Annotated in this window: 21 protein-coding genes and 2 tRNA genes; 12 read left to right on the top strand and 11 right to left on the bottom strand. The window is 69.6% G+C overall.

Annotated features, from left to right (window positions below; all coding sequences use genetic code 11):
* Positions 1-138: 138 nt before the first annotated feature.
* From ACFV5N_RS00360 to ACFV5N_RS00370, 3 genes are read left to right on the top strand one after another with little or no spacing between them, the layout of a single operon-like run.
* A complete protein-coding gene (locus tag ACFV5N_RS00360) occupies positions 139-1,449 on the top strand; it encodes a lysine N(6)-hydroxylase/L-ornithine N(5)-oxygenase family protein (protein ID WP_385592200.1) in 1,311 nt (436 codons plus the stop codon).
* A 15-nt stretch (positions 1,450-1,464) separates the two neighbouring features.
* Positions 1,465-2,535: an NAD(P)/FAD-dependent oxidoreductase gene (locus ACFV5N_RS00365; protein ID WP_385592154.1), complete on the top strand. Its 1,071-nt coding sequence runs from the start codon at positions 1,465-1,467 to the stop codon at positions 2,533-2,535.
* Positions 2,532-4,511 carry a class I tRNA ligase family protein gene (locus tag ACFV5N_RS00370; protein ID WP_385592156.1) on the top strand — a complete coding sequence of 660 codons (1,980 nt, stop codon included), beginning with the start codon at positions 2,532-2,534 and terminating at the stop codon, positions 4,509-4,511. The genes ACFV5N_RS00365 and ACFV5N_RS00370 overlap by 4 nt, the downstream gene beginning before the upstream one ends.
* A 256-nt stretch (positions 4,512-4,767) precedes the next feature.
* Here the strand turns inward: ACFV5N_RS00370 and ACFV5N_RS00375 are convergent.
* A tRNA-Ala gene (locus tag ACFV5N_RS00375) sits at positions 4,768-4,840 on the bottom strand.
* Positions 4,841-4,982: 142 nt separating this feature from the next.
* On the opposite strand from ACFV5N_RS00375, the gene ACFV5N_RS00380 reads away from it, so the two are divergent.
* The gene (locus ACFV5N_RS00380) at positions 4,983-5,543 is read left to right on the top strand and encodes a helix-turn-helix domain-containing protein (RefSeq protein WP_385592158.1); all 561 of its coding nucleotides are present in this window, start codon (positions 4,983-4,985) and stop codon (positions 5,541-5,543) included.
* Positions 5,544-5,726: 183 nt separating this feature from the next.
* Here ACFV5N_RS00380 and ACFV5N_RS00385 read toward each other — a convergent pair whose 3' ends face one another.
* The 10 genes from ACFV5N_RS00385 to dnaA form a co-directional block, all read right to left on the bottom strand.
* A complete protein-coding gene (locus tag ACFV5N_RS00385; RefSeq protein ID WP_019432167.1) occupies positions 5,727-5,870 on the bottom strand; it encodes a DLW-39 family protein in 144 nt (47 codons plus the stop codon).
* Positions 5,871-6,034: 164 nt separating this feature from the next.
* Positions 6,035-6,108 (bottom strand) — tRNA-Ile (locus ACFV5N_RS00390).
* A 69-nt stretch (positions 6,109-6,177) separates the two neighbouring features.
* Positions 6,178-6,723: a DUF3566 domain-containing protein gene (locus ACFV5N_RS00395; protein ID WP_385592160.1), complete on the bottom strand. Its 546-nt coding sequence runs from the start codon at positions 6,721-6,723 to the stop codon at positions 6,178-6,180.
* 113 nt (positions 6,724-6,836) lie between these two features.
* Complete coding sequence (gene gyrA, locus ACFV5N_RS00400) at positions 6,837-9,449, bottom strand: DNA gyrase subunit A (RefSeq protein ID WP_385592162.1); 2,613 nt, start codon at positions 9,447-9,449, stop codon at positions 6,837-6,839.
* A gap of 50 nt (positions 9,450-9,499) precedes the next feature.
* A complete protein-coding gene (gene gyrB / locus ACFV5N_RS00405; RefSeq protein ID WP_385592164.1) occupies positions 9,500-11,557 on the bottom strand; it encodes a DNA topoisomerase (ATP-hydrolyzing) subunit B in 2,058 nt (685 codons plus the stop codon).
* A 280-nt stretch (positions 11,558-11,837) separates the two neighbouring features.
* Positions 11,838-12,383 (bottom strand): DUF721 domain-containing protein, encoded by a 546-nt coding sequence (locus ACFV5N_RS00410; RefSeq protein ID WP_385592166.1) that lies wholly within the window; start codon positions 12,381-12,383, stop codon positions 11,838-11,840.
* The gene (gene recF / locus ACFV5N_RS00415) at positions 12,376-13,506 is read right to left on the bottom strand and encodes a DNA replication/repair protein RecF (RefSeq protein WP_385592168.1); all 1,131 of its coding nucleotides are present in this window, start codon (positions 13,504-13,506) and stop codon (positions 12,376-12,378) included. Before recF ends, ACFV5N_RS00410 begins: the two co-directional genes overlap by 8 nt.
* A 27-nt stretch (positions 13,507-13,533) precedes the next feature.
* The gene (gene gnd, locus ACFV5N_RS00420; RefSeq protein ID WP_385592170.1) at positions 13,534-14,409 is read right to left on the bottom strand and encodes a phosphogluconate dehydrogenase (NAD(+)-dependent, decarboxylating); all 876 of its coding nucleotides are present in this window, start codon (positions 14,407-14,409) and stop codon (positions 13,534-13,536) included.
* A gap of 126 nt (positions 14,410-14,535) precedes the next feature.
* Positions 14,536-15,666 carry a DNA polymerase III subunit beta gene (gene dnaN / locus ACFV5N_RS00425; protein WP_385592171.1) on the bottom strand — a complete coding sequence of 377 codons (1,131 nt, stop codon included), beginning with the start codon at positions 15,664-15,666 and terminating at the stop codon, positions 14,536-14,538.
* Between the two features lie 808 nt (positions 15,667-16,474).
* Positions 16,475-18,304, bottom strand: coding sequence for a chromosomal replication initiator protein DnaA (dnaA, locus tag ACFV5N_RS00430; protein WP_385592173.1), 1,830 nt, complete (start codon positions 18,302-18,304; stop codon positions 16,475-16,477).
* A gap of 369 nt (positions 18,305-18,673) precedes the next feature.
* Here dnaA and rpmH point away from each other — a divergent pair, with 369 nt between their 5' ends.
* The 8 genes from rpmH (at position 18,674) to ACFV5N_RS00470 (ending at position 24,323) form a co-directional block, all read left to right on the top strand.
* Entirely contained in the window at positions 18,674-18,811 is a 138-nt protein-coding gene (gene rpmH / locus ACFV5N_RS00435) for a 50S ribosomal protein L34 (RefSeq protein ID WP_019432177.1), read from the top strand.
* A gap of 28 nt (positions 18,812-18,839) precedes the next feature.
* Positions 18,840-19,208, top strand: a complete 369-nt coding sequence (gene rnpA, locus ACFV5N_RS00440) for a ribonuclease P protein component (protein ID WP_385592175.1) — start codon at positions 18,840-18,842, stop codon at positions 19,206-19,208.
* Complete coding sequence (yidD, locus tag ACFV5N_RS00445; RefSeq protein WP_078575806.1) at positions 19,205-19,519, top strand: membrane protein insertion efficiency factor YidD; 315 nt, start codon at positions 19,205-19,207, stop codon at positions 19,517-19,519. Before rnpA ends, yidD begins: the two co-directional genes overlap by 4 nt.
* Positions 19,520-19,531: 12 nt before the next feature.
* The gene (yidC, locus tag ACFV5N_RS00450; RefSeq protein ID WP_385592202.1) at positions 19,532-20,602 is read left to right on the top strand and encodes a membrane protein insertase YidC; all 1,071 of its coding nucleotides are present in this window, start codon (positions 19,532-19,534) and stop codon (positions 20,600-20,602) included.
* A complete protein-coding gene (locus ACFV5N_RS00455; protein ID WP_385592176.1) occupies positions 20,602-21,126 on the top strand; it encodes a protein jag in 525 nt (174 codons plus the stop codon). The genes yidC and ACFV5N_RS00455 overlap by 1 nt, the downstream gene beginning before the upstream one ends.
* A gap of 38 nt (positions 21,127-21,164) precedes the next feature.
* Positions 21,165-21,902, top strand: coding sequence for a 16S rRNA (guanine(527)-N(7))-methyltransferase RsmG (gene rsmG, locus ACFV5N_RS00460; protein WP_385592204.1), 738 nt, complete (start codon positions 21,165-21,167; stop codon positions 21,900-21,902).
* A 274-nt stretch (positions 21,903-22,176) separates the two neighbouring features.
* Positions 22,177-23,223, top strand: coding sequence for a ParA family protein (locus ACFV5N_RS00465; RefSeq protein ID WP_078575807.1), 1,047 nt, complete (start codon positions 22,177-22,179; stop codon positions 23,221-23,223).
* Entirely contained in the window at positions 23,220-24,323 is a 1,104-nt protein-coding gene (locus tag ACFV5N_RS00470) for a ParB/RepB/Spo0J family partition protein (protein WP_385592178.1), read from the top strand. The genes ACFV5N_RS00465 and ACFV5N_RS00470 overlap by 4 nt, the downstream gene beginning before the upstream one ends.
* Positions 24,324-24,346 lie beyond the last annotated feature (23 nt).

Genomic DNA, 24,346 nt, shown 5'->3' on the forward strand with positions numbered 1-24,346 from the left:
CCCGCGACCCGGACACCGGCAGGCGTCGCGGGCCCCGGCTGCGGACGATCACGTCCGCACAGTGGGTATCCACGAACGCGAACCCCCACCGCCTTGTCTCCCGTGTTCGACGTCACCACGGACAAGAGAGGTCGGCACATGCGTCATGATAAATCCGAGGTCCAACGGGGCCATTACCACTGCGTGGGCATCGGCGCCGGGCCAGCCAATTTGAGCCTCGCTTCACTTCTCCATCCGGTTCGCTCGCTGTCGAACCTCTTCCTCGATCGGAAGGAGCGCTTCAGCTGGCACGACGGGCAGCAGATCCCTGGCAGTTCGCTCCAGGTGTCGCTCTTCAAAGACCTGGTCACGCTCGCCGATCCGACCAACCCTTTCTCGTTCCTCGCCTACCTGCACGACCAGGGGAGAATTCACCACTTCATCAACGCGCGCTTCACCTCCGTCGCGCGGGAGGAGTTCCGGGAATACCTCGACTGGGCCTGTCGGCGCAACGAGAACGTGGTCTTCGGCGAGAACGTCCGTGAGGTCGACTTCGACGGGGTATTCCGGGTACAGACCGATCGCCGGACAGTAACGGCCGATAACCTCGTTGTGGGGGTGGGCAACCGCCCGTCCGTACCCGAGTACGCCGTGCCCCACCTGGACGCCACGAACTTCCACGTCAGCGAGTTCGTGCGGCGCCTCCCCGGCACCGGGGGCAAGCGGGTGGTGGTGGTCGGGGGCGGCCAGTCCGGCGCCGAGGCGTTCGAGTACCTCGCGGCGCGGCAAGGCGCAGAGCAGCCCCGGCGGGTGTCGTGGATCTCGCGGCGGCGCAACTTCTTCCCGATCGACGACTCGCCCTTCACCAACGACTTCTTCATGCCCTGCCACTCGGAGTACTTCTACGCCTTGCCGCCGGAACTACGGGAGGCGTTCAACACGAAGTATGTCCTCAGCAGCGACGGGATCTCCGAGAGCACACTGCGCTCGGTCTACCAGAGGCTCTACGCCCGCAGGTTCATCGACGGCCTGGACGACCTCGTCGGGCTGTATCCCAACCGTGAGACGACGGGACTGTCCGCCGGGGTCGACGGCAGCTGGGTTGTCACCACCCGGCACTGCGACCACCCCGCGTCGGAGGAGCGCTTCGAGGCCGACGTGGTGGTCTGGGCGACCGGGTTCGTCCCCGCCCCCCTGGACTTCCTCGGCCCTCTGGCCAACCGGCTGGAGTGGGAAGGGACCGAGCCCCGGGTGGATCCCGACTTCGCGGTGCGCTGGGACGGCCCCCCCGGGCACAACATCTTCTTCCAGAACGCGGTCCGCAGCCAGCGCGGGCTGGCCGATGTCAACCTCAGCCTCAATGCCTGGCGGAGCCGGCGCATCGTCGATCGCCTCTGCGGTCGGCGCAGCGACGAGCAGCTGCCCTCCTTCATCGAATGGTCGGCGAAGGCATCGGCCCCCAACCCGTGAGCGAGGAGCCCAACGGTGCAGACAACAGTGGATGTGGCTGTGGTGGGCGGCGGCATCATCGGCTGCGCGACCGCCCACGCGGTCCTGCGCGACGCCCCCGGCGCCTCGGTGGTGGTTCTGGAGCGCGACGGCCTGGGCTCCGGTGCGACAAGGCGATCCGCCGCCCTGCACCTGCCGCGCGGTGCCACCGAGCGGGTGCGCCGGATGGCGTCCTACAGCCAGGACCACTACGCGCGCCTCCTGGAGAGTGAGCCCGCAGTGCCCATCCATGGGTTGCCCATGACGGTGCTGGCCAGTGAGTCGTCGGCGGAGGATATCGACCGCGCCTATCTCGACAGTTCCCATCTGCGTCGTGTGGACAGCGTCCCGGACCCGAGGATCAAGGTTCCCACGGGGCACGTGGTCTGGCAGGGCGGTGCCTGCCATTACGCCGACGCCCACCAACTCACCCTGCACCTGGCGCGAACGCTCTGTCCGGCTGCCTCGGTCCGGGAGGGAGTGCGGGTGACGGACCTGGATCTGGGGGACGATGCCGTAGTCCTGTCGCTCGGCAACGGCGAGCGCTTGCGGGCCCGATGCGCCGTGCTCGCCCCCGGCCCCTGGGTGGCGTCCGGCCCATGGCGGGAATACGTCGAACCGCTGGACATCCGCGTGAAGAAGGTCGTGGCGCTGCATCTCGACGTCCGGCCCCGCGACGGCGACCACGTCATGGTCTTCCACGACGAGGACGCTTTTCTGCTGCCCCTGCACCATCGGGGTCACTGGCTGTTCAGCTACACGTGCCAGGAGTGGGATGTCGAGCCTGACGCAATCGCCACGGACGTGTCCGCCGACAACCTCCGCGAGGCACGGGAAGTGTTGGGCCGGTACGCCCCCCAGCTGGTCGGCACAGCCGTCTCGGGGCGCGCCTTCTGTGACGCCTACAGCCCCTCGCGGGAACCCGTGGTGACCGCACTCGACCCCGGCAGCAGCCTGGTGCTCGCTGGGGCGTGCAACGGCGCCGGCTACCGACTCGCGCCCGCCATCGCCGCCGAAGCGGCGGGATTGGTGCGTCTTCCCAACAGTGCAGAAAGGGCTTCAGCGTGATCATCGACAGGTACGACCCGGCCGGACTCCGGAAGGCTTTCGGCATCGACATGCGTGCGGTGGACGGGCTGGGTGGCGGGGTGAGCTGGGGGCGCGTGCCCCCGGGCGGCCGCACCGAAAGCCACCACCACGACGAGACAGAGATGTTCATCATCGTCGCCGGCCACGGCGACATCGTGGCCGGCGCCGGCGTCCGCCACCCTGTCGGCCCCGGCACCATCGCACGCTTCGAGCCCTTCGAGTCGCATGTGCTGGAGAATAAGGGAACAGCTGATCTGGTCTTTCTGACGCAGTACGGCAGGGATCCGGAACAGGCCTTGGCCGCGGCTTCCGCCCGGGGCAGCATCGGCGACCGTCCCGTCTTCGTCTTCTCCACCCCACCGACGCCCAACGGCGACCTCCACCTCGGACACTTGTCCGGCCCCTACCTCGGCGCCGACGCCTATGTGCGCTTCCAGCGGATGAATGGCTGCCGCGCTTGGCATCTGACTGGCAGCGACGACTTTCAGAGCTACGTCCCCTCCGCCGCCCGGCGCGACGGGACAACGCCGGATCGGATCGCCGCCCGGTTCAGCGCCGAGATCGCCGAGACACTGCGGCTGATGGACATCACACCCGACCAGTACACCGTGACAAGTGCCAGTCCCGGGTACGCGGACGACCTGAGGCGGTACTTCTCCCGACTCGTCAACTCCGAGGCGGTGACCTGGCAGAACGGCGATGCCCTCGTCGACGGTGAAAGCGGGGACTACCTGTACGAGGCCGACGTCAGCGGCGGCTGCCCCCACTGCCGAGCCGGGACCGGAGGCAACATCTGTGAGGAGTGCGGCGAGCCCAATCAGGTCGTCGACCTCCTCTGCCCGCGCTCCGCACTCTCGGAGGCGCCCCCGCGCCGCGCCACCGTAAGGCGATTCACACTCTCCCTCGGGAAACTGCTCGACGAGGTGCGGGAGCACCATCGGGAGGGCAGAGTGCCGGCTCGGCTACGTGAGCTGGCCCACCGTTTGGGGGTCCGGAAGGACCTCGACATTCCGGTGAGCCATCCTGCCGAATGGGGGGTCTCACCCTCGGAGAAAGAGGCTGAGGGGCAGGTCGTCTGGGTCTGGCCGGAGATGTCGTTCGGCTTTCTCCACGGTGTGGAGCGCCTCGGGCGGCAGCTCGGCGAGGACTGGTCCGCCCTCGAACCACGCGAGGAGTGGAAGATTGTCCACTTCTTCGGCTACGACAACAGCTTTTACCACGGCGTGCTTTACCCGGCTCTCTACCGGTTGGCGTTCCCCGAGTGGCGTCCCGACATCGACTACCACGTCAACGAGTTCTACCTGTTGGAGGGCGACAAGTTCTCGACCAGCAGGAGGCACGCCATCTGGGGCAAGGAGATCCTGCATCCCGGCAGCGTGGACGCCGTGCGCTTCTACCTCTCCAGCACGCGCGGGGAGGGCGAGCGCACGGACTTCCGCCGCACGGCATTCGACGCGGTCGTGAGCGAGCAGCTCATCGGTACCTGGCAGGCATGGTTGAACGACCTCGGCTCCCGTGTCGACCGGCATCATGGCGGGCGCGCACCGGACGCCGGGAATTGGACGCCTGAACACATCGCCTTCCTTGCCCTGTTGGGATCTCGCCTGACCGACATGACCGTAAACCTGGGTCCGGACGGCTTCTCGCTGCGTCAGGCTGCTGCGGGACTCCAGAGGCTCGTCACCGACACCGTCCATTTCAGCAGGGCGCAGCGGCCGATCTCGGACGGCGAGGAATGGAGGGACGACGACCGGACCACGATCGCGCTCGAACTCGCTGCCGCCCGCCTCTTGGCCACCGTGGCGTTCCCCATGATGCCGCGGTTCGCGACGGTGCTTTCTGCCGCGCTCGAACTTCCGCCCCCCGAGCGATGGCCCGACACCGTCGAGCTGCTGCGTCCCGGCTCCGCCATCCAGTTGGCGTCTGCTGAGTTCTTCCGCCCCCATGCCGACTGACTCCGACCCGTGGCCCCACGGAGCGGGGCCCGGCCTGGCGGCCACCGCGAGGCCGGGCGACCCCGTCCGTCCGGCCTCGCGGCGAAACCGTGCCGCTCATGCCGTCCGTGGTGCCGGCATTCTGGGCGGGAGGAAGTGCAAATCCCTTGGGAGGTAGGGGCCGCCTCTGGGCCCAGCGAGCACCGATGCGCCCGTCAATGGGCGCGAAAAATGCCCCCAAAATCTCCGTTTCCGCAGGTCAGAGGGCATTTGATTGTGGAGCCTAGGAGAGTCGAACTCCTGACATCCGCCATGCAAAGACGGCGCTCTACCAACTGAGCTAAGGCCCCGGGGCCGATCCGGCCACGGCCTAGCGTACCCAATCTTCCCACCGGAAACCGACCGGGTATCGCCCCGCGCCACCTCGCTCCGTAGGATGACGCGCAACTTCGCTCACGTGAAGCGATCAGGGGAGAACAAAGGGGAGACACGATGGACTCAGCGCAACAGGAGGCCACCGAAAAGGCGAGAGAGCAGCAGACCACCTGGTACGGCGAGCCGCTCGGCACGCTCTTCCGCCGGCTGATCGCCGACCTCGGCCTCAACCAGGCACGACTCGCCGTGGTCCTCGGCCTCTCGGCGCCGATGCTGTCCCAGCTGATGAGCGGACAGCGCGCCAAGATCGGCAACCCGGCCGTCGTCCAGCGGGTCCGCGCCCTCCAGGAACTGGCCACCGACGTGCGCGCCGGCCACCTGAGCGCCGCCGAGGCCACCGCCGCCATGGAGGAGATCCGCCGCAACTCCGGCGGCAACGTGCTCGGCGACCGGACCGGCGGCGCGCGCTCCGGCTCGCTCGGCATCCCCGCCAACCCCACCAAGCGCGTCGTCCGCGAGATCCAGGCCCTGCTGCGCTCGGTCTCCGACGCCACCGAGATCCAGAGCGCCTCCCGGCTGCTCGCCGACAGCCACCCCGAACTCGCCGAGTTCCTGCGGATCTACGGCATCGCCCGGACCAGAGAGGCCGTCGAGCACTACGAGAGCCACCAGGGCTGACCACGCCGCCGCGGAGCGCCGTGCCGGGCCCCCAGCGGCCCGCAACACCCCGCTCCGCGCCCCCGGCCCCCTCTCCGGCCGCCCGGCGCCCCCGGCGCCCACCACGCCGCTTCCCCCGGCACACACACCACGGGCCCCCGACCGCGATCAGCGGTGGGGGGCCCGAAAGTTTGACGACGGGAGTCAGACGCCCGCAGGAGCGGAGTCGGCCGGAACCGTGTCCGTGGCCTCCGTCCACAGGTCGTCCTCGGCCTTCTTGGCCTGGAGCTGGCGGTACACGAGGAGACCACCGACGGTGGCCAGTGCGACCAGGAGGAGCTTCTTCACCGCGCTACCTCGTCCTTCTTCGACGTGAACGAATCATCCGCCGCCCGATGATACCGAATGAGTACGGCCGACGGCCGCTGTCAAGGGGACGGCGCGGGCCGGGCTTCCCCTCCCCGGACGCGGAACGGCCCCGGTCACTGATGACCGGGGCCGTTCTCTACCGGTGGGGCTAACAGGACTTGAACCTGTGGCCTCATCCTTATCAGGGATGCGCTCTAACCATCTGAGCTATAGCCCCTCGCGCACGGCAAGGTTAGCGCATCCCGGCCCCGCTTCCCAAATCGGTGTGCGGGACCCTGAACTGCGGTTACTCGTCCTCCGCCAGCGTGACCTCCACACCGCCGACGAAACCCGCCGACAGGTTGTAGATGAAGGCCCCCAGCGTGGCCAGCGCGGTGGCCAGCACCACGTTGATCACCGCGATCAGCGTCGTGAACATCAGCACGCGCGGCAGCGACAGGAACGCCTCCAGGTCGAAGCCCGAGCCGTCCTCCGAGCCGGTCGCCTCGATGATCACGTCACCGATGGAGGAGAAGACCCCCATCGCGTCCATGACCATCCACAGCACCCACACGGCGATGATCGTGCAGATCCCGATCGCTATCGACAGCAGGAAGCTGACCTTCATCACCGACCACGGGTCGGCCTTGGCCACCCGCAGCCGCGCCTTGCGGGTGCGCGGCACCGTACGGGCGCCGGTGCGCGGCCGGCGCACGCCCGCCCCGTCGGTACCGCCGCCGCCCTGCTGCGGCCCCACCGACGGGGCACCGCCCGGCGGCGCCGGGTAGGCCTGCGGCGGGTGGTAGGTCTGCCCGTCCTGTGAGTAAGGATCCACCGGTCTGGCGCTGGTCATCGTGGAACCCCCACGAGTCGTCTCTTCCTGGGACGGCCCGGCGGACTGTGGCCCGGCCTCACTGCTCGTACCGCTCGTACCGCCCTGCGCGGCGCCCGCGGCACCCCTCACACCTACTCCTCGTCGCTCGTGACCGGGCCCAGGCCGCTCTCGGCACCTTCGGCGCCCTCGATGGCCTCGACCTCCTCAGCCTCCCGGCCCGCCTCGGCGTTGCGTGCGATACCGACAACGGCATCCCGCTTCCCGAGGTTGATGAGCTGGACGCCCATGGTGTCACGCCCGGTCTCCCGCACCTCGTTCACCCGGGTACGGATCACGCCACCGGAGAGGGTGATCGCCAGGATCTCATCGGTGGCCTCCACCACCAGCGCGCCGACCAGCGAACCGCGGTCCTCGACGATCTTCGCCGCCTTGATGCCGAGCCCGCCACGGCCCTGCACCCGGTACTCGTCCACCGGCGTGCGCTTGGCGTATCCGCCGTCGGTGGCGGTGAACACATACGTGCCCGCCCGCACCACGTTCATCGACAGCAGCTCGTCACCGGGGCGGAAACTCATCCCCTTCACGCCCGAGGTCGCCCGCCCCATCGGCCGCAGCGAGTCGTCGGTCGCGGTGAACCGGATCGACTGCGCCTTCTTGCTGATCAGCAGCAGATCGTCGTCCGCCGACACCAGCTCGGCACCGATCAGCTCGTCGTCGCGGCCGTCCTCCATCTCCCGCAGGTTGATGGCGATGACCCCGCCCGAGCGCGGCGAGTCGTAATCCTTCAGTGGCGTTTTCTTCACCAGACCCGACTTCGTGGCCAGCACCAGGTACGGCGCCGCCTCGTAGTCCCGCACCGCCAGGATCTCCGCGATCCGCTCGTCGGGCTGGAACGCCAGCAGGTTCGCCACGTGCTGCCCGCGCGCCTCGCGCCCGGCGTCCGGCAGCTCGTACGCCTTCGCCCGGTACACCCGGCCCTTGTTGGTGAAGAACAGCAGCCAGTGGTGCGTGGTGGAGACGAAGAAGTGGTCGACGATGTCGTCCTCGCGCAGCTTGGTGCCGCGCACGCCCTTGCCGCCGCGCTTCTGCGCCCGGTAGTCCACCGTCTTGGTGCGCTTGACGTAGCCGCCGCGGGTGATGGTGACGACGATGTCCTCTTCGGCGATCAGGTCCTCGATGGACATGTCGCCCTCGAACGGCACCAGCGCGGTCCGCCGGTCGTCCCCGAACTTGGCGACGATCGCCGCCAGTTCCTCGGAGATGATGGTCCGCTGCCGCTCGGGCGAGGCCAGGATCGCGTTGTACTCGTCGATCTTCGCCTGGAGTTCGTCGTGCTCGGCGGTGATCCGCTGCCGCTCCAGGGCGGCGAGCCGGCGCAGCTGCATCTCCAGGATCGCGTTCGCCTGGATCTCGTCGATCTCCAGCAGCCGCATCAGGCCGCCGCGCGCCACATCGGCCGTGTCCGAGCGCCGGATCAGCGCGATGACCTCGTCGATCGCGTCCAGCGCCTTGAGCAGGCCGCGCAGGATGTGCGCCCGCTCCTCGGCCTTGCGCAGCCGGTAGCGGGTACGGCGCACGATCACGTCGATCTGGTGGCTCACCCAGTTGCGGATGAACGCGTCCAGCGACAGGGTGCGCGGCACCCCGTCCACCAGCGCCAGCATGTTGGCGCCGAAGTTGGTCTGGAGGTCGGTGTGCTTGTAGAGGTTGTTGAGCACCACCTTGGCGACGGCGTCCCGCTTGAGGACGATCACCAGCCGCCGGCCGGTGCGCGAGGAGCTCTCGTCCCGCACGTCGGCGATGCCGCCGACCCGCCCGTCCTTCACCAGGTCGGCGATCTTCAGCGCCAGGTTGTCCGGGTTGACCTGGTAGGGCAGCTCGGTGACCACCAGGCACTGCCGGCCCTGGATCTCCTCCACCGCCACCACGGAGCGCATCGTGATCGAGCCGCGCCCGGTGCGGTACGCCTCCTCGATGCCCTTGCGGCCCACCACCAGCGCGCCGGTCGGGAAGTCGGGGCCCTTGATCCGCTCCATCAGGGCTTCCAGCAGCTCCTCGGAGGTTGCCTCCGGGTGCTCCAGGTACCACTGGGCGCCGGCCGCCACCTCGCGCAGGTTGTGCGGCGGGATGTTGGTGGCCATGCCGACCGCGATACCGGCCGAGCCGTTGATGAGGAGGGAGGGGAACCGGGACGGCAGGACCGTCGGCTCCTGGTTGCGGCCGTCGTAGTTGTCCTGGAAGTCGACGGTCTCCTCGTCGATGTCCCGCAGCATCTCCATGGCCAGCGGCGCCATCCGGCACTCGGTGTACCGCATGGCGGCGGCCGGGTCGTTGCCCGGGGAGCCGAAGTTGCCGTTGGAGTCGACCAGCGGCATCCGCATCGACCAGGTCTGGGCCAGGCGCACCAGGGCGTCGTAGATGGAGCTGTCACCGTGCGGGTGGTACGTACCCATCACGTCGCCGACGACGCGCGCGCACTTGTAGAAGCCGCGCTCGGGGCGGTACCCGCCGTCGTACATCGCGTACAGCACACGCCGGTGCACCGGCTTGAGGCCGTCGCGCACGTCGGGCAGCGCACGGGAGACGATCACGCTCATCGCGTAGTCGAGATACGAGCGCTGCATCTCGGTTTCGAGCGTGACCGGCTCGATGCGCTGGGTGACTTCCTCTTCGAGCACCGCGGCGGGGTTCTCGACGACGGGGGAGTCCCCGCCGTCCGAGGTGGGGGTGATGTCGTCGGCCATGACTGAAGTCAGATTCCTCTCAGCTGCTCAAACTGCCAGGTGGGATGCGCTCAGATGTCCAGGAACCGGACGTCCTTGGCGTTGCGCTGGATGAAGGACCGCCGGGCCTCCACGTCCTCGCCCATGAGGATGGAGAACAGATCGTCGGCGGCCGCCGCGTCGTCCAGCGTCACCTGGCGCAGCACCCGGTGGGCCACGTCCATGGTGGTCACGCGCAGTTCCTCGGCGTTCATCTCGCCCAGACCCTTGAACCGCTGGATGGAGTCCTCGCGGATGCGCTTGCCGCGCTCGCGGCCCAGCAGGACCAGCGAGTCGCGCTCGCGGTCGGAGTAGGCGTACTCGAACTCGTCCCGGCCCCACTTGATCTTGTACAGCGGCGGCTGGGAGAGGAAGACGTGCCCGGCCTCCACCAGCGGACGCATGAAGCGGAAGAGGAGGGTGAGCAGCAGGGTGTTGATGTGCTGACCGTCGACATCGGCGTCCGCCATCAGGATGATCTTGTGATAGCGGAGCTTCTCGATGTCGAAGTCCTCGTGGATCCCGGTGCCGAACGCCGAGATCAGCGCCTGGACCTCGGTGTTCTGGAGGACCTTGTCGATCCGGGCCTTCTCCACGTTGAGGATCTTGCCGCGGATCGGGAGGATCGCCTGGAACTGCGGGTCACGGCCGGCCTTGGCGCTGCCGCCCGCCGAGTCGCCCTCCACGATGAAGATCTCGCACTTGGCCGCGTCGTTCGACTGGCAGTCGCTGAGCTTGCCCGGCAGCGAGGCCGTCTCCAGCAGGCCCTTGCGGCGGGTGAGATCGCGCGCCTTGCGGGCCGCCACCCGGGCGGTCGCGGCCTGGATGGACTTGCGGACGATGTCCGCCGCCTCGGTGGGGTTGCGGTCCAGCCAGTCGGCGAAGTGTTCGTGAACGACCTTCTGCACGAAGGTCTTCGCCTCGGTGTTGCCCAGCTTCGTCTTGGTCTGGCCCTCGAACTGCGGCTCGCTGAGCTTGATCGAGATGATCGCCGTCAGACCCTCGCGGATGTCCTCACCGGTGAGGTTGTCGTCCTTCTCGCGGAGCAGCTTCTTGTCCCGGGCGTACCGGTTGACCAGCGCGGTGAGCGCCGACCTGAAGCCCTCCTCGTGGGTGCCGCCCTCGTGGGTGTGGATGATGTTCGCGAAACTGTAGACACCCTCGCTGTACTGGGTGTTCCACTGCATCGCGATGTCCACCGAGAGATGGCGCTCGGGGTCCTCGGCGTCGATCTCGATCACCGAGGGGTGCACCGGCTCGCCCTTGCGGGAGTTGAGGTGGCGCACGAAGTCGGCGATGCCGCCCTCGTAGTGGTAGCTCACCGAACGCGGCTTGTCGTCGTCCTCGGGGCTCGCCGAGTCGGCGCCCGAGGTCTGCTTCGCCGCCGCGCGCTCGTCGGTGAGGGTGATGGTCAGGCCCTTGTTCAGGAACGCCATCTCCTGGAACCGGCGCGAGAGCGTCTCGAACGAGTAGTCCGTCGTCTCGAAGATGTCGCCGTCGGCCCAGAAGGTGACCGTGGTCCCGGTGTCCGAGACCTCCTCGTGCTGCGCGAGGGGAGCGACCGGCACCCCCAGCTCGTACTCCTGCGTCCAGCGGTGGCCGTCCCGGCGGATCTCCACCGCCACCCTGGTGGACAGCGCGTTCACCACCGACACACCCACGCCGTGCAGACCACCGGAGACCGCGTAACCGCCGCCGCCGAACTTGCCGCCGGCGTGCAGCACGGTCAGCACGACCTCGACCGCGGGCTTGCCCTCGGAGGGCACCATGCCGACCGGGATACCCCGGCCGTTGTCCACGACCCGGACCCCGCCGTCGGCCAGGATCGTCACATCGATCCGGTCCGCGTGGCCGGCCAGCGCCTCGTCGACCGAGTTGTCGACGACCTCCTGCACCAGGTGATGCAGACCACGCTCACCGGTCGATCCGATGTACATGCCCGGCCGCTTGCGGACCGCGTCCAGACCCTCCAGCACCGTGATCGCGCTGGCGTCGTACGCCGCGCCACCGTCCGCCGGCACACCGAGCGCGACCTCCGGTGCGTCACCGGGGGTCGGGATGTTCTTGTTGGAATCGCCGGAATCGGCCACGAAGCGCCCTTTCTGGCACAGCGCGAGCCGTCTGCGTTCCCACAGAAACGGCTGCGTCGTTCGACATGGTCCGCACAGCACGGATCCCGTCCATTCTACCGCTAGCGCCAACCTCGATGGCGGTTTGCCGGGCCCTGAGTCCGCATGTGCCGCCCTGAACTGGCATCCCCCGACTCCCCATATGCAGCCCAGGGGCCGCATCCGCTCCAGGCGGCGCTCAGCGCCTTCGCCTGTCAACCCACAGCGACGTGACCGGCATCACATCGCGCACCCCGCGGACCTACCCGTACGTGTCCCCCGGACCCCTGCTCCCGGGCGCCCGCAACCGGCCCCCGCCACCCTGCCGCGGCGGCCCCCCGGGACCCAGCACCTTGATCAACCGCACCGAGTCCCGGCCCACATCCGCGTTCAGCTTCCGCAGCACATCCGAGGCCATCCACCGCAACTGCGTCGCCCACGCCGTCGAATCACAGCGCACCGACAACACCCGCTCCGCCTCGTCGAACGACAACGGCACACAGTGCGCGGCGATCTCCGGCCCCACCAACTCCGGCCAGCGGCCCATCACCCCGCCCACCGCCAGCGGAACCTCCCAGCCGCGCTCCACCCGCAGCCGCTCCACCGCCGCCCCCAGCAGCAGCGGATCCCGCCCCCCGGGACGCGCGCCGGACCGCAGCCCGCCGCCCCGCCGCGCCTGCCGCCGCTGACCCGCCTGATCACCGCGCTCCTTGGCCCGCGCCTTCGCCGCCCGCAGCGCCACCCGCGCCAGATCCACCCCCGACGGCTCCGGCGCCTTCCGCTCCTGCGGCTCCTCCCCGCTACTCACGCTCAACCCGCCCCCCGGACACCGCGAACCGCGCCCCCGCCAGCACCGCCGGTACGTCCTCCGGCACCGCCGCCGTCACCAGCACCTGCTCACCACCCGACACCAGACCCGCCAGCCGCTCCCGCCGCCGCGCGTCCAGTTCCGCGAACACATCGTCCAGCACCAGCACCGGCTCGGGCCCCTCCTGCCGCAGCAGCTCGTACGCCGCCAGCCGCAACGCCAGCGCCAGCGACCACGACTCGCCGTGACTCGCGTACCCCTTCGCGGGCAACTCCCCCAGCCGCAGCACGAGTTCGTCCCGGTGCGGACCCACGAGCGTCACCCCGCGCTCGATCTCCCGCTTCCGCGCCTCCCCCAGCGCGGCCAGCAGCAGCCCGTACAGCTCCTCACGCCCCACCGCGTCCACCGGCTCCTCCGAGGCCGCCGCACGGTAGTCGAGCCCCACCGGGCCACCCGCCGGCGCCAGCTCCTCGTACGCCGCGTCCGCCAGCGGGCCCAGCGCCGCCAGCAGCCCCAGCCGCTGCCCCCACAACTCCGCACCCGCCCGCGCGAGATGCTGATCCCACACATCCAGCGTCGTCAGATCCACCCCGCGACCACCGTGCCGCCGCGCCATCGCCGCCGACTTCAGCAACGTGTTGCGCTGCCGCAGCACCCGCTCGTAGTCCGACCGCACCCCCGCCAGCCGCGGCACCCGCGCCGTGACCAGCTCGTCCAGAAACCGCCGCCGGTCCCCGGGATCCCCCTTCACCAGGGCCAGATCCTCCGGCGCGAACAGCACCGTCCGCACGATCCCCAGCAGATCGCGCGGCCGCACCTGCGAGGAACGGTTGATCCGCGCCCGGTTCGCCCGACCCGGGTTCAGCTCCAGCTCCACCAGCTGCCGGCGGTCCCCCTCCACCACCGCGGCCCGCACCACCGCGCGCTCCGCGCCCGAGCGCACCAGCGGCGCGTCCGAGGACACCCGATGGCTGCCCAGCGTCGCCAGATAACCGACCGCCTCGACCAGATTCGTCTTCCCCTGCCCGTTCGGGCCCACGAACGACGAAACGCCCGGGCCGAGTTCCACCTCGGCCCGGGCATAGGACCGGAAGTCGGCCAGCGACAGATGCGTCACATGCACAATGCGCCCCCGCCGGTCCGGCCGCCGCTACTTGCTCTCGACCGCGTGACCGCCGAACTGGTTGCGCAGCGCCGCGATCATCTTCATCTGCGGGGAGTCGTCCTGGCGCGAACCGAACCGCGCGAACAGCGACGCCGTGATCGCCGGCAGCGGCACCGCGTGATCGATCGCCGCCTCCACCGTCCAGCGCCCCTCGCCCGAGTCCGCCGCGTACCCGCGCAGCTGCTCCAGGTGCTCGTCGTCGTCCAGTGCCCGCACCGACAGGTCCAGCAGCCAGGACCGGATCACCGTGCCCTCCTGCCAGGACCGGAAGACCTCGCGCACATCGGTGACCGAGTCCACGGTCTCCAGCAGCTCCCAGCCCTCCGCGAAGGCCTGCATCATGGCGTACTCGATGCCGTTGTGGACCATCTTCGCGAAGTGCCCGGCACCCACCTTGCCCGCGTGGACGGAGCCGAACTCGCCCGCCGGCTTGAGCGCGTCGAAGATCGGCTGCACCCGCGCCACGTGCTCGGCCTCACCGCCGTACATGAGGGCGTAGCCGTTCTCCAGGCCCCACACGCCGCCGGAGACACCGCAGTCCACGAAGCCGATGCCCTTGGCCGCCAGCTCGCGGGCGTGCTTCTCGTCATCGGTCCACCGCGAGTTCCCGCCGTCGACCACGATGTCCCCGGGGTCGAGCAGCTCGGCCAGCTCGTCGATGGTCGACTGCGTCGCCTCACCGGCCGGGACCATCAGCCACACCACACGGGGCGCGGCCAGCGAGTCCACCAGCTCCTTGAGGCTGTGCACGTCCGAGACATCCCGCTGGTGGGCATACCCGACGACGGTGTGACCGGCACGGCGGATGCGCTCGCGCATGTTCCCGCCCATTTTGCCCAGGCCGACGAGACCCAGTTCCATCAGGACTCCTTCATCGTGCTTAACGCTTCCCGCCGAGCCTACGCCCGCACCCCCGCGCTCACCTGCGGGGTCAGCCGCTCATCCGGCCGACCCTCGCGCTCCCGCCCGGCCCGCCGTGGCCGCGGGTCAGCCCGAGAGCCGCACCGGCATGATCAGGTACTTGTACGCCTGGTCCGCCTCGGCGTCCTTGGCGGGACGCCCGCTCAGCAGGGCCGGCTTCGTCGAGGTCGTGAACGCCAGCTGCGCCACCGGCGAGTCGATCGCGCTCAGGCCCTCCAGCAGGAAGCCCGGGTTGAAGGCGATCGAGATGTCGTCGCCCTCCAGCTCCGCGTCCACCCGCTCCACAGCCTGTGCGTCGTCGCTCGACCCCGCCTCCAGGGTCAGCACGCCCTGCTCGAAGCTCAGCCGCACCGGGGTGTTCCGCTCGGCCACCAGGGCCACGCGCTTGACGGCCTCCACGAACGGCGCCGTCTCGATCACCGCCACCGAGTTGAACTCGGTCGGGAACAGGGTGCGGTACTTCGGCAGATCGCCCTCCAGCAGCCGCGTGGTGGTCCGCCGGCCCGCGCCCTCGAAACCGATCAGGCCCTCGCCGGAGCCCGAGCCGGACAGCGCCAGCGACACCGTCTCGCCGCCGCTGAGCGACTTCGCGGTGTCCAGCAGCGTCTTCGCCGGCACCAGCGCCACCGCCGACACATCGGCGATCTCCGGCTTCCACAGGAACTCCCGCACCGCGAACCGGTAGCGGTCGGTCGAGGCCAGGGTGACGGTGTCGCCCTCGATCTCGATCCGCACACCCGTCAGCACCGGCAGCGTGTCGTCCCGGCCGGCGGCGATCGCCACCTGGGCGACGGCCGACGCGAACACCTCACCCGGCACCGTGCCGGTCGCGGTCGGCATCTGCGGCAGCGCCGGGTACTCCTCCACCGGCAGCGTGTGCAGCGTGAACCGCGACGAACCGCAGACGAGCGAGACACGCACCCCGTCGGTCGAGATCTCCACCGGGCGGTTCGGCAGGGCGCGGCAGATGTCGGCCAGCAGCCGGCCGGAGACCAGGACGGTGCCCTCCTCCTCGGCGTCCACCTCCACCGAGACCCGGGCCGAGACCTCGTAGTCGAAGCCGGACAGGCTCAGCATCCCGTCCTCGGCCTTCAGCAACAGGCCGGCGAGAACCGGCACCGGCGGACGGGCGGGCAGGCTCCGAGCGGCCCATGCGACCGCCTCCGCGAGCACATCGCGTTCTACCCGGATCTTCACTTCAGCCGCCTCCTGCTGTCGCTGGCTGCTCCCAGCCCTTGCTGCCTTGCTGGCGTTCTACCGGCCACCAGTCTGACGCACGGCACTGACAGTAGGGGCTGGAGAGCGTCAAATCGATCCGGGATGGGTATGCCGCCGGAGAGCCGTTCATCCACAGCACCCACTTCGAAACGACCTCCCCGCTCTTCATGTGTCGTAGTAGTAGTAGGGCCTGTGGAAACCGTGGATAACTCCCTTTCCCCAGCTCAGGCGCCGTTTTTTGTCCACACGCCCTGTGCACGGATCCGTGGATGAACAGGGGGTCCCTGTGGACCGGGGCCCGGTCGTCCACAGACGTCCACAGCAGCGGGCGGGTTACCCACAGCCACGTCCACAGAATCCGGAGCCCTTCTCCACAAGGCGTGCGGGCGTTTGCTGTGACCCGATTCACCCTCATCGGTGAGTCGGCGCGTTGTGTTGCCGAACAGTGGACAGCCTTGTGGATCACCTGTGGGTAACCTGGCCCCTCCTGTGGATCAAGCGGGTTCGCCTGGGGAAACCACCGGTGAACCGCAGGCTGCCCCTCCCGTTGTCCACAGCCTGTGGAAGATCGATATCCACGTTTCCACACCATCCTGACCTGCGGCGACAGCGCGCACCCCGGCACCCTGTGGACGCCGGTGTGGGCGACGCGCCGTTCCCACAGGGTGTGGACGGCAGCGCACCCCGATTTCTGTGGACGACCGGGCCGCGGCGCCCTGAAATCGAACAGCGCCCCCGGGAGGACCCGGGGGCGCTGTGGAGGCCGGAGCTGCCGTGGAGGGCCGGCTCAGCCGTTCTTGATGCGGTTGGTCAGCTCCGTGACCTGGTTGTAGATGGGCCGCCGCTCGGCCATCAGCACCCGGATCTTGCGATCGGCGTGCATGACGGTCGTGTGGTCGCGGCCGCCGAAGTGCTGGCCGATCTTGGGCAGCGACAGGTCGGTCAGCTCCCGGCACAGGTACATGGCGATCTGCCGGGCGGTGACCAGGGTGCGGCTGCGCGAGGAGCCCGCCAGGTCCTCCACGCCCAGGCCGAAGTACTCGGCCACGGCGGAGGTGATCGCGTCCGCCGTGATCTCCGGGGTCGACTCCTCGCCGCCGGGGATCAGGTCCTTGAGGACGATCTCGGTGAGCCCGAGGTCCACCGGCTGCCGGTTGAGGCTGGCGAAGGCCGTGACCCGGATCAGCGCACCCTCCAGCTCCCGGATGTTGCGGGAGATCCGGGAGGCGATGAACTCCAGCACCGCCGGCGGCGCGTTCAGCTGCTCCTGCACGGCCTTCTTGCGCAGGATCGCGATCCGCGTCTCCAGCTCGGGCGGCTGGACGTCCGTGATCAGGCCCCACTCGAAGCGGTTGCGCAGCCGGTCCTCCAGCGTGATCAGCTGCTTGGGCGGCCGGTCCGAGGAGAGCACGATCTGCTTGTTGGCGTTGTGCAGGGTGTTGAAGGTGTGGAAGAACTCCTCCTGCGTGGACTCCTTCGACGCCAGGAACTGGATGTCGTCCACCAGCAGGATGTCCATGTCGCGGTAGCGCTTGCGGAACGCGTCCGCCTTGCCGTCGCGGATCGAGTTGATGAACTCGTTGGTGAACTCCTCCGAGCTGACGTAGCGCACCCGGGTGCCCGGGTAGAGGCTGCGGGCGTAGTGCCCGATGGCGTGCAGCAGATGGGTCTTGCCCAGCCCCGACTCGCCGTAGATGAACAGCGGGTTGTACGCCTTGGCCGGGGACTCGGCGACGGCCACCGCCGCGGCGTGCGCGAAGCGGTTGGAGGCGCCGATGACGAAGGTGTCGAAGAGGTACTTCGGGTTCAGCCGGGCGGTGGGCTCGGGGGGCCCGCCGCTGCCGGAGACCGTGCCGCCGCCCGCGCCCTCCTGCGGTCCGCCCGGGCCGGGGCCCCGGTCCTGCCCCGCCCGGGGGTCCGCGCCGTGCCCGGGGCCGCTGTTCTGGCCGGGCAGCGCGTCCTGCGGCAGCTGCTGCGGGCCGGCGTGCTCGTAGGAGCGGTAGCCGGAGTCGTACGGCGGCGGCTCGTGCCGGGCGTAGCGCGCCGGCTGGGCCGGGATCTGCGGGTAGGCGTCCTGCCCCGGCCAGCCGCCGGGGACCCGGCCGCCGCTCGCCGGGCGCGGCGCCTGCGGATGGTCCGGGTAGGCGGGCCGGGCGGTCGGCAGGTCCTGGCCGTAGCCGTCGTATCCCCCGCCGTCGTCGTAGCGGCCCTTCCCGTAACTGTCGTAGCCGCCGTCGTATCCGTCGCGGGGCGGGGCGGGGTGGTCGCGGCGCGGCGGAGGGTTCCCCGCGGGGTCCTCCGGGCGGCGCGGGGCCGGCGGGCCGCCCGCGGCGGGCGGGGGTTCGGGGGGCGGCGCGGTGACCGTGATGGCCAGGCCGATGGGCTGGCCGCACTCCCGGCTGAGGGCTTCGCCGATCAGCGGGGCGAGCCGGCCCTCCAGCACGCTCTTGGCGTACTCGTTGGAGACACCGAGCAGCGCGGTGCCCGAGACCAGGGCCAGCGGGCGGCAGTCCTGGAGCCAGCGGTGGTCCTTGGACTCGACGCCCTGGCCGTCGGCGAGGATGGCGCTGAGCACCCTGGGCCACACCGCGGCAAGATCTGCAGGTAGGTCAGCCACGGGGCACGCTCTCTCACTCGCAGGGGTGGCGCCGGATGTGGTCATGAGGTGTGACGCGGAGGCGACCGGGACATAGATGTCGAGTTGAGCCACGTTAGTCAGCGGGGCCCGGGGACATCAAGTCGTTGTCCACAGGGTGTGTACAACGGGGCGGGGTCCGGTTTGACCGTGCGGCCACCTCGCGCGTACCGTTGCCAGGTCTCATTGCCGACGGCTGCTGCCGCCTGCCTCCGATGGTCCGCCCTCCCCGCGCGAGCGGTGGTGGTTCCGTTGCGAGTCCCTCGTGGGCGCACGGTGGCAGCCAGTCGGTCCGCCGCATCCTGTCTCGGCAGCCTGTGCCGGAACACCGAAAACTTCTGGAGCCCTCGAGTGAGCAAGCGCACTTTCCAGCCGAACAACCGGCGTCGGGCGAAGACCCACGGCTTCCGGCTGCGCATGCGGACCCGTGCCGGCCGCGCCATCATCACGGCCCGCCGCAACAAGGGCCGCGCCCGGCTGTCGGCCTGAGCCGCCGCCGGATCGACGGGTCCATGCGGTGCTCCCCCCCGAGAACCGGCTGCGGCGGCGCGAGGATTTCGCGACCGTGGTGCGCCGGGGACGCAGGGCCGGGAGCCGGCGTCTCGTCGTCCATCTGAGCAGTGGTACGGACCCGCACGCGGGCCGGGAGAGTTCTCTTCCGGTGCGTGCGGGTTTCGTCGTGAGCAAAGCGGTGGGCAATGCCGTGGTGCGCAATCGCGTGCAGCGGCGGTTGCGGCACCTCATACGGGCCCGGCTGTTCCGGATGCCCCCCGGTAGCCTTGTCGTCGTCCGGGCTCTGCCCGGGGCGGGCACCGCTGGCCATGAACAGCTGGCCCGGGATCTCGATGCCGCGCTGGAGCGGCTGCTGGGAGGGGTACGGCAGTGAAGTACCCGCTGTTGCTGCTGATCAAGCTGTATCAGTGGACCATCTCCCCGCTGCTCGGGCCGGTGTGCCGTTACTACCCGTCGTGCTCCCATTACGGATACACGGCCGTCGGCCGGCACGGAGCGATCAAGGGTTCCGCGCTGACCGCCTGGCGGATCCTGCGGTGCAACCCCTGGTCTCCCGGCGGTGTGGATCATGTCCCGCCGCGCAAGCGTCCCGTCTGGCATCGGCGTCTGCGTGATCGCTGGCGGCACCGGACTCTCCTCCGGATCCCATCCGGGGGCGCCTCTCACAATGCCCAAGGAGTCTGACTCGTGGACACGATCAACACGATCCTCAGTCCTCTCTATTACGCTGTGTCGTGGATCATCATCCGCTTCCACGATCTCTACAGCCTGGTCTTCAACGAGGACAGTGGGTGGGCCTGGGGCCTGTCGATCGTGTCCCTGGTCATCGTCGTGCGTATCGCGCTGATCCCGCTGTTCTTCAAGCAGATCAAGTCGACGCGCAATATGCAGGCGCTCCAGCCGAAGATGAAGAAGATCCAGGAGCGCTACAAGAACGACAAGCAGCGGCAGTCCGAGGAGATGATGAAGCTGTACCGGGAGACCGGTACGAATCCCCTCTCCAGCTGTCTGCCGATCCTGGCGCAGTCGCCGTTCTTCATCGCGCTCTTCCAGGTCCTCAACCACATCGCGAACAACGACAAGGTCGGCGTGCTCACCGCCGAGCAGGTCACCAGCGCGCGTGAGGCCACCATCTTCGGTGCCCCCATCGCCGCCCGCTTCCTGGACAGCGCGGACAAGCTCGCCGAGCTGGGCGCCTCGCTGACCGACGTGCGGGTGGTCACGGTCGTGATGATCGTGCTGATGTCGGCCTCGCAGTTCTTCACCCAGCGCCAGCTGATGACGAAGAACGTGGACCTGACGGTCAAGACGCCGTTCATGAATCAGCAGAAGATGCTGATGTACATCTTCCCGATCATGTTCGCCGTCTTCGGCATCAACTTCCCCGTCGGTGTGCTGATCTACTGGCTGACCACCAACGTGTGGACGCTGGGACAGCAGATGTACGTGATCACCCGGAACCCCACCCCGGGCAGTGTGGCCTTCCAGCAGCGCCAGGAGCGGCTGCGGAAGAAGGGCAAGCTGAAGGAGGACCCGGCCGAGGTCGAGGCGAAGAAGGCCGCCGAGGCGGCGCGGGCCACCCGGACCCAGCCCAAGCGGCAGACGAAGTCGCAGCGGCAGTCCGGTGGCACCCACCCGCAGGGCAAGCCGGAGAGCGGCCAGCCGTCCGCCGAGCAGCCGAAGAAGGCTCAGCCCCGGCAGCAGCCCAAGCAGCGGCCGAAGAAGTCGCAGCCGGGCAAGCCCAAGTCCCCCAACAGCAAGAAGTGATGAAGGAGTCCCCCGTGACGGACACCACCCCGACGGCCGCTGAGGGCACCGCCGACACCCTGACCCGCCTGGAGCAGGAAGGCGAGATCGCGGCCGACTACCTCGAGGGGCTGCTGGACATCGCGGACCTCGACGGCGACATCGACATGGACGTCGAGGCGGACCGTGCCGCGGTCTCGGTGATCTCCGAGGGCACCTCGCGCGATCTGCAGAAGCTGGTCGGCCGGGACGGTGAGGTCCTGGAGGCGCTCCAGGAGCTGACCCGGCTCGCGGTGCTGCGGGAGACCGGTGAGCGCAGCCGGCTGATGCTGGACATCGCGGGGTTCCGCGCCACCAAGCGGGAGAAGCTGACCGCGCTGGCCCAGGAGGCCGTGGAGCAGGTCAGGGAGTCCGGTGAAGCGGTGAAGCTGAGCCCGATGACGCCGTTCGAGCGCAAGGTCGTGCACGACGCGGTGGCCGCTGCCGGTCTGAGCAGCGAGTCGGAGGGCGAGGAGCCGCAGCGCCGCGTGGTCGTTCTGCCGTGAGTGAGGACGGGACGCCCGGGGAGTCGCCGGGCACCGAGCTGCCGGCCCCGCCCGAGGCGGCGGGTGATGTCTTCGGGGACCGGCTGGCGGACGCGGTGCGGTACGCCGAGCTGCTGGCCGACGCCGGGGTGCGCCGGGGGCTGATCGGCCCCCGGGAGGTGCCCCGGCTCTGGGAGCGCCATCTGCTGAACTGCGCTGTGCTGTCGGAGGTCGTCCCCGAAGGGGTGACGGTCTGCGACGTCGGTTCGGGGGCCGGCCTGCCCGGTATCCCGCTGGCGCTGGTGCGGCCCGATCTGGAGATCACGCTGCTGGAGCCGCTGCTGCGGCGCACCAACTTCCTCCAGGAAGTGGTGGAGTTGCTCGGCCTCGACCATGTGAACGTGGTCCGGGGCCGGGCGGAGGAAGTGCTGGGGAGCTTCACCCCGGTGCATGTGGTCACGGCGCGGGCAGTGGCCCCGCTGGACCGGCTGGCCGGCTGGGGCGTGCCGCTGCTGCGGCCGTACGGCGAGATGCTGGCCATCAAGGGCGACACGGCGGAGCAGGAGCTGAAGTCGGCCCGCGCGGCGCTCGGGAAGCTGGGCGTGGTGGAGACCTCGGTGCTGCAGGTGGGCGAGGGTCTGGTGGACCCCCTCTCCACGGTGGTACGGGTCGAGGTCGGGGAGAGCCCCGGAGGCGTGCGGTTCGCGGCGAAGCGGGCCAAGGCGTCGCGGTCCCAGCGGGGCGGCCGGGACAGCTGGCCGAGCCGGGGCAACCGGGGCAGTCGCCGGGGACGCTGAGCGGATCCCCGCGGCCGGATTCCTCCGAACCGGGTAAAAGAGCTGAAGATATCCCGGGAGCGGAGTGTCGCCCGGCCGCGGGGATCGCGGCGTGGGCATCGTGTTTCACGTGAAACGCCGCTCACTGCTGCACGGGATCATCAGCCGTGGTCGCGCAGCCACCGGACCGCGCAACCGTAAGTCGTCGTCACCAACCAAACGGGTGACCGAGGTATCCACACCCCCCGAGTTGTCCACACGTAATCGGGCCTCGCTGGTTCATGACCCCCGAGACATGGCAGGCTTTGACTCCACGGAGCCTTCGCATGTCGAGGAGAGTGAACCATTGCGGTCCGACGCCAATATCGCTGGGCCGACGGCCGATCCGGTCCCCGGCCCCCGGTCCGAGCCGGCGGACGCGCCGGGCGGTGCCGTTGACATCGCCCATACCGCCCCCGCGGCGGCCGACGCCCCGGTGGGCAGGGCGGCCCAGCAGACCGTCGCGGCCATGTACCGGGCCGGTGGCGGGCTGCCCCGCCCGGAGCGGACCCGCATCATGATCGTCGCCAATCAGAAGGGCGGCGTCGGCAAGACCACCACGACCGTGAACCTGGCGGCCTCGCTCGCGCTGCACGGGGCCCGGGTGCTGGTCATCGACCTCGATCCGCAGGGCAATGCCAGCACCGCGCTGGGCATCGACCACCATGCCGAGGTCCCCTCCATCTACGACGTGCTCATCGACAGCCGTCCGCTGTCCGAAGTGGTGCAGCCCGTCCGGGACATCGAGGGCCTGTTCTGCGCCCCGGCCACCATCGACCTGGCGGGCGCGGAGATCGAGCTGGTGTCCGTGGTGGCCCGGGAGAGCCGGCTCCAGCGGGCCATCAGCGCCTATGAGCAGCCGCTGGACTACATCTTCGTGGACTGCCCGCCCTCGCTGGGGCTGCTGACGGTCAATGCGATGGTGGCCGGTGCCGAGGTGGTCATCCCGATCCAGTGCGAGTACTACGCGCTGGAGGGACTGGGCCAGCTGCTGCGGAACGTGGAGCTGGTGCGTGGGCACCTCAACCCGGAGCTGCATGTCTCCACCATCCTGCTGACCATGTACGACGGCCGGACGCGGCTGGCGTCGCAGGTGGCGGAGGAGGTGCGCGGGCACTTCGGCAAGGAGGTGCTGCGGACCAACATCCCGCGCTCGGTGCGGATCTCCGAGGCGCCCAGCTATGGGCAGACGGTCCTGACGTACGACCCGGGTTCCAGTGGCTCGCTGTCCTATCTGGAGGCGGCGCGGGAGATTGCCCTGCGGGGACCCATTCCACGGCAGCATGAGGGGATTCATCAGTGAGTGAACGACGCAGGGGTCTGGGACGCGGTCTGGGCGCGCTGATTCCCGCCGCGCCCAGCGCGGAGACCGCCACGCCGACGGTGGAGCAGGGCGGTACCACCTCGCCCAGCGCGGTGCCGGTGCTCACCCCGGAGCGCGGGATCGCGGCGGCCAAGGTGGCGTCACTGCCGGACACCGAGGTGTTCGGCGAGATCCCGGCACCCGCCGCGGAGCCGGTGGTGCCGGAGGCGCGGGAGACGGCCGGGACGGTGGCGGGTGCGCACTTCGCGGAGCTGCCGCTGGACGCCATCACCCCCAATCCCCGTCAGCCGCGTGAGGTCTTCGACGAGGACGCGCTGGCCGAACTGGTCACCTCCATCAAGGAGGTGGGTCTGCTCCAGCCGGTGGTGGTGCGGCAGCTGGGTGCGGAGCGCTACGAGCTGATCATGGGCGAGCGCCGGTGGCGCGCGTGCCGTGACGCCGGTCTTGAGGCGATCCCCGCGATCGTCCGGGCGACCGAGGACGACAAGCTGCTGCTGGACGCCCTGCTGGAGAACCTCCACCGGGCCCAGCTGAATCCGCTGGAAGAGGCGGCGGCGTACGACCAGCTGCTGCGGGACTTCAAGTGCACCCATGACGAACTGGCCGACCGGATCGGTCGTTCGCGTCCGCAGGTATCCAACACGCTGCGGCTGCTGCGGCTCTCGCCGCGGGTGCAGCGCCGGGTGGCGGCCGGTGTGCTCTCCGCCGGGCATGCGCGCGCGCTGCTGTCCGTGGAGGACTCCGAGGAGCAGGACAAGCTGGCCCGCCGCATCGTGGCCGAAGGGCTGTCGGTGCGGGCGGTCGAGGAGATCGTCAGTGTGCAGGCAGCTGCCGCCAAGAGTGGCGGCCGGCACCGTAAGCCCCGGGCCGGGAAGCTGATCTCGCCGGCGCTGGACAGTCTGGCCGGCCGGCTCTCGGACCGCTTCGACACCCGGGTGAAGGTCGACCTCGGGCAGAAGAAGGGGAAGATCGTGGTGGAGTTCGCCTCGATGGAGGACCTGGAGCGCATCCTGGGCCAGCTGGCTCCGGGTGAAGGCCGGGTGCTGGAACAGCAGTTGCAGGAGGAGGACGAGGGCTGATCCCCCCTCTCCCTTCTCCGGTA

Origin of the sequence: Streptomyces sp. NPDC059853 (assembly GCF_042731495.1) — a bacterium.
Classification (GTDB): domain Bacteria; phylum Actinomycetota; class Actinomycetes; order Streptomycetales; family Streptomycetaceae; genus Streptomyces.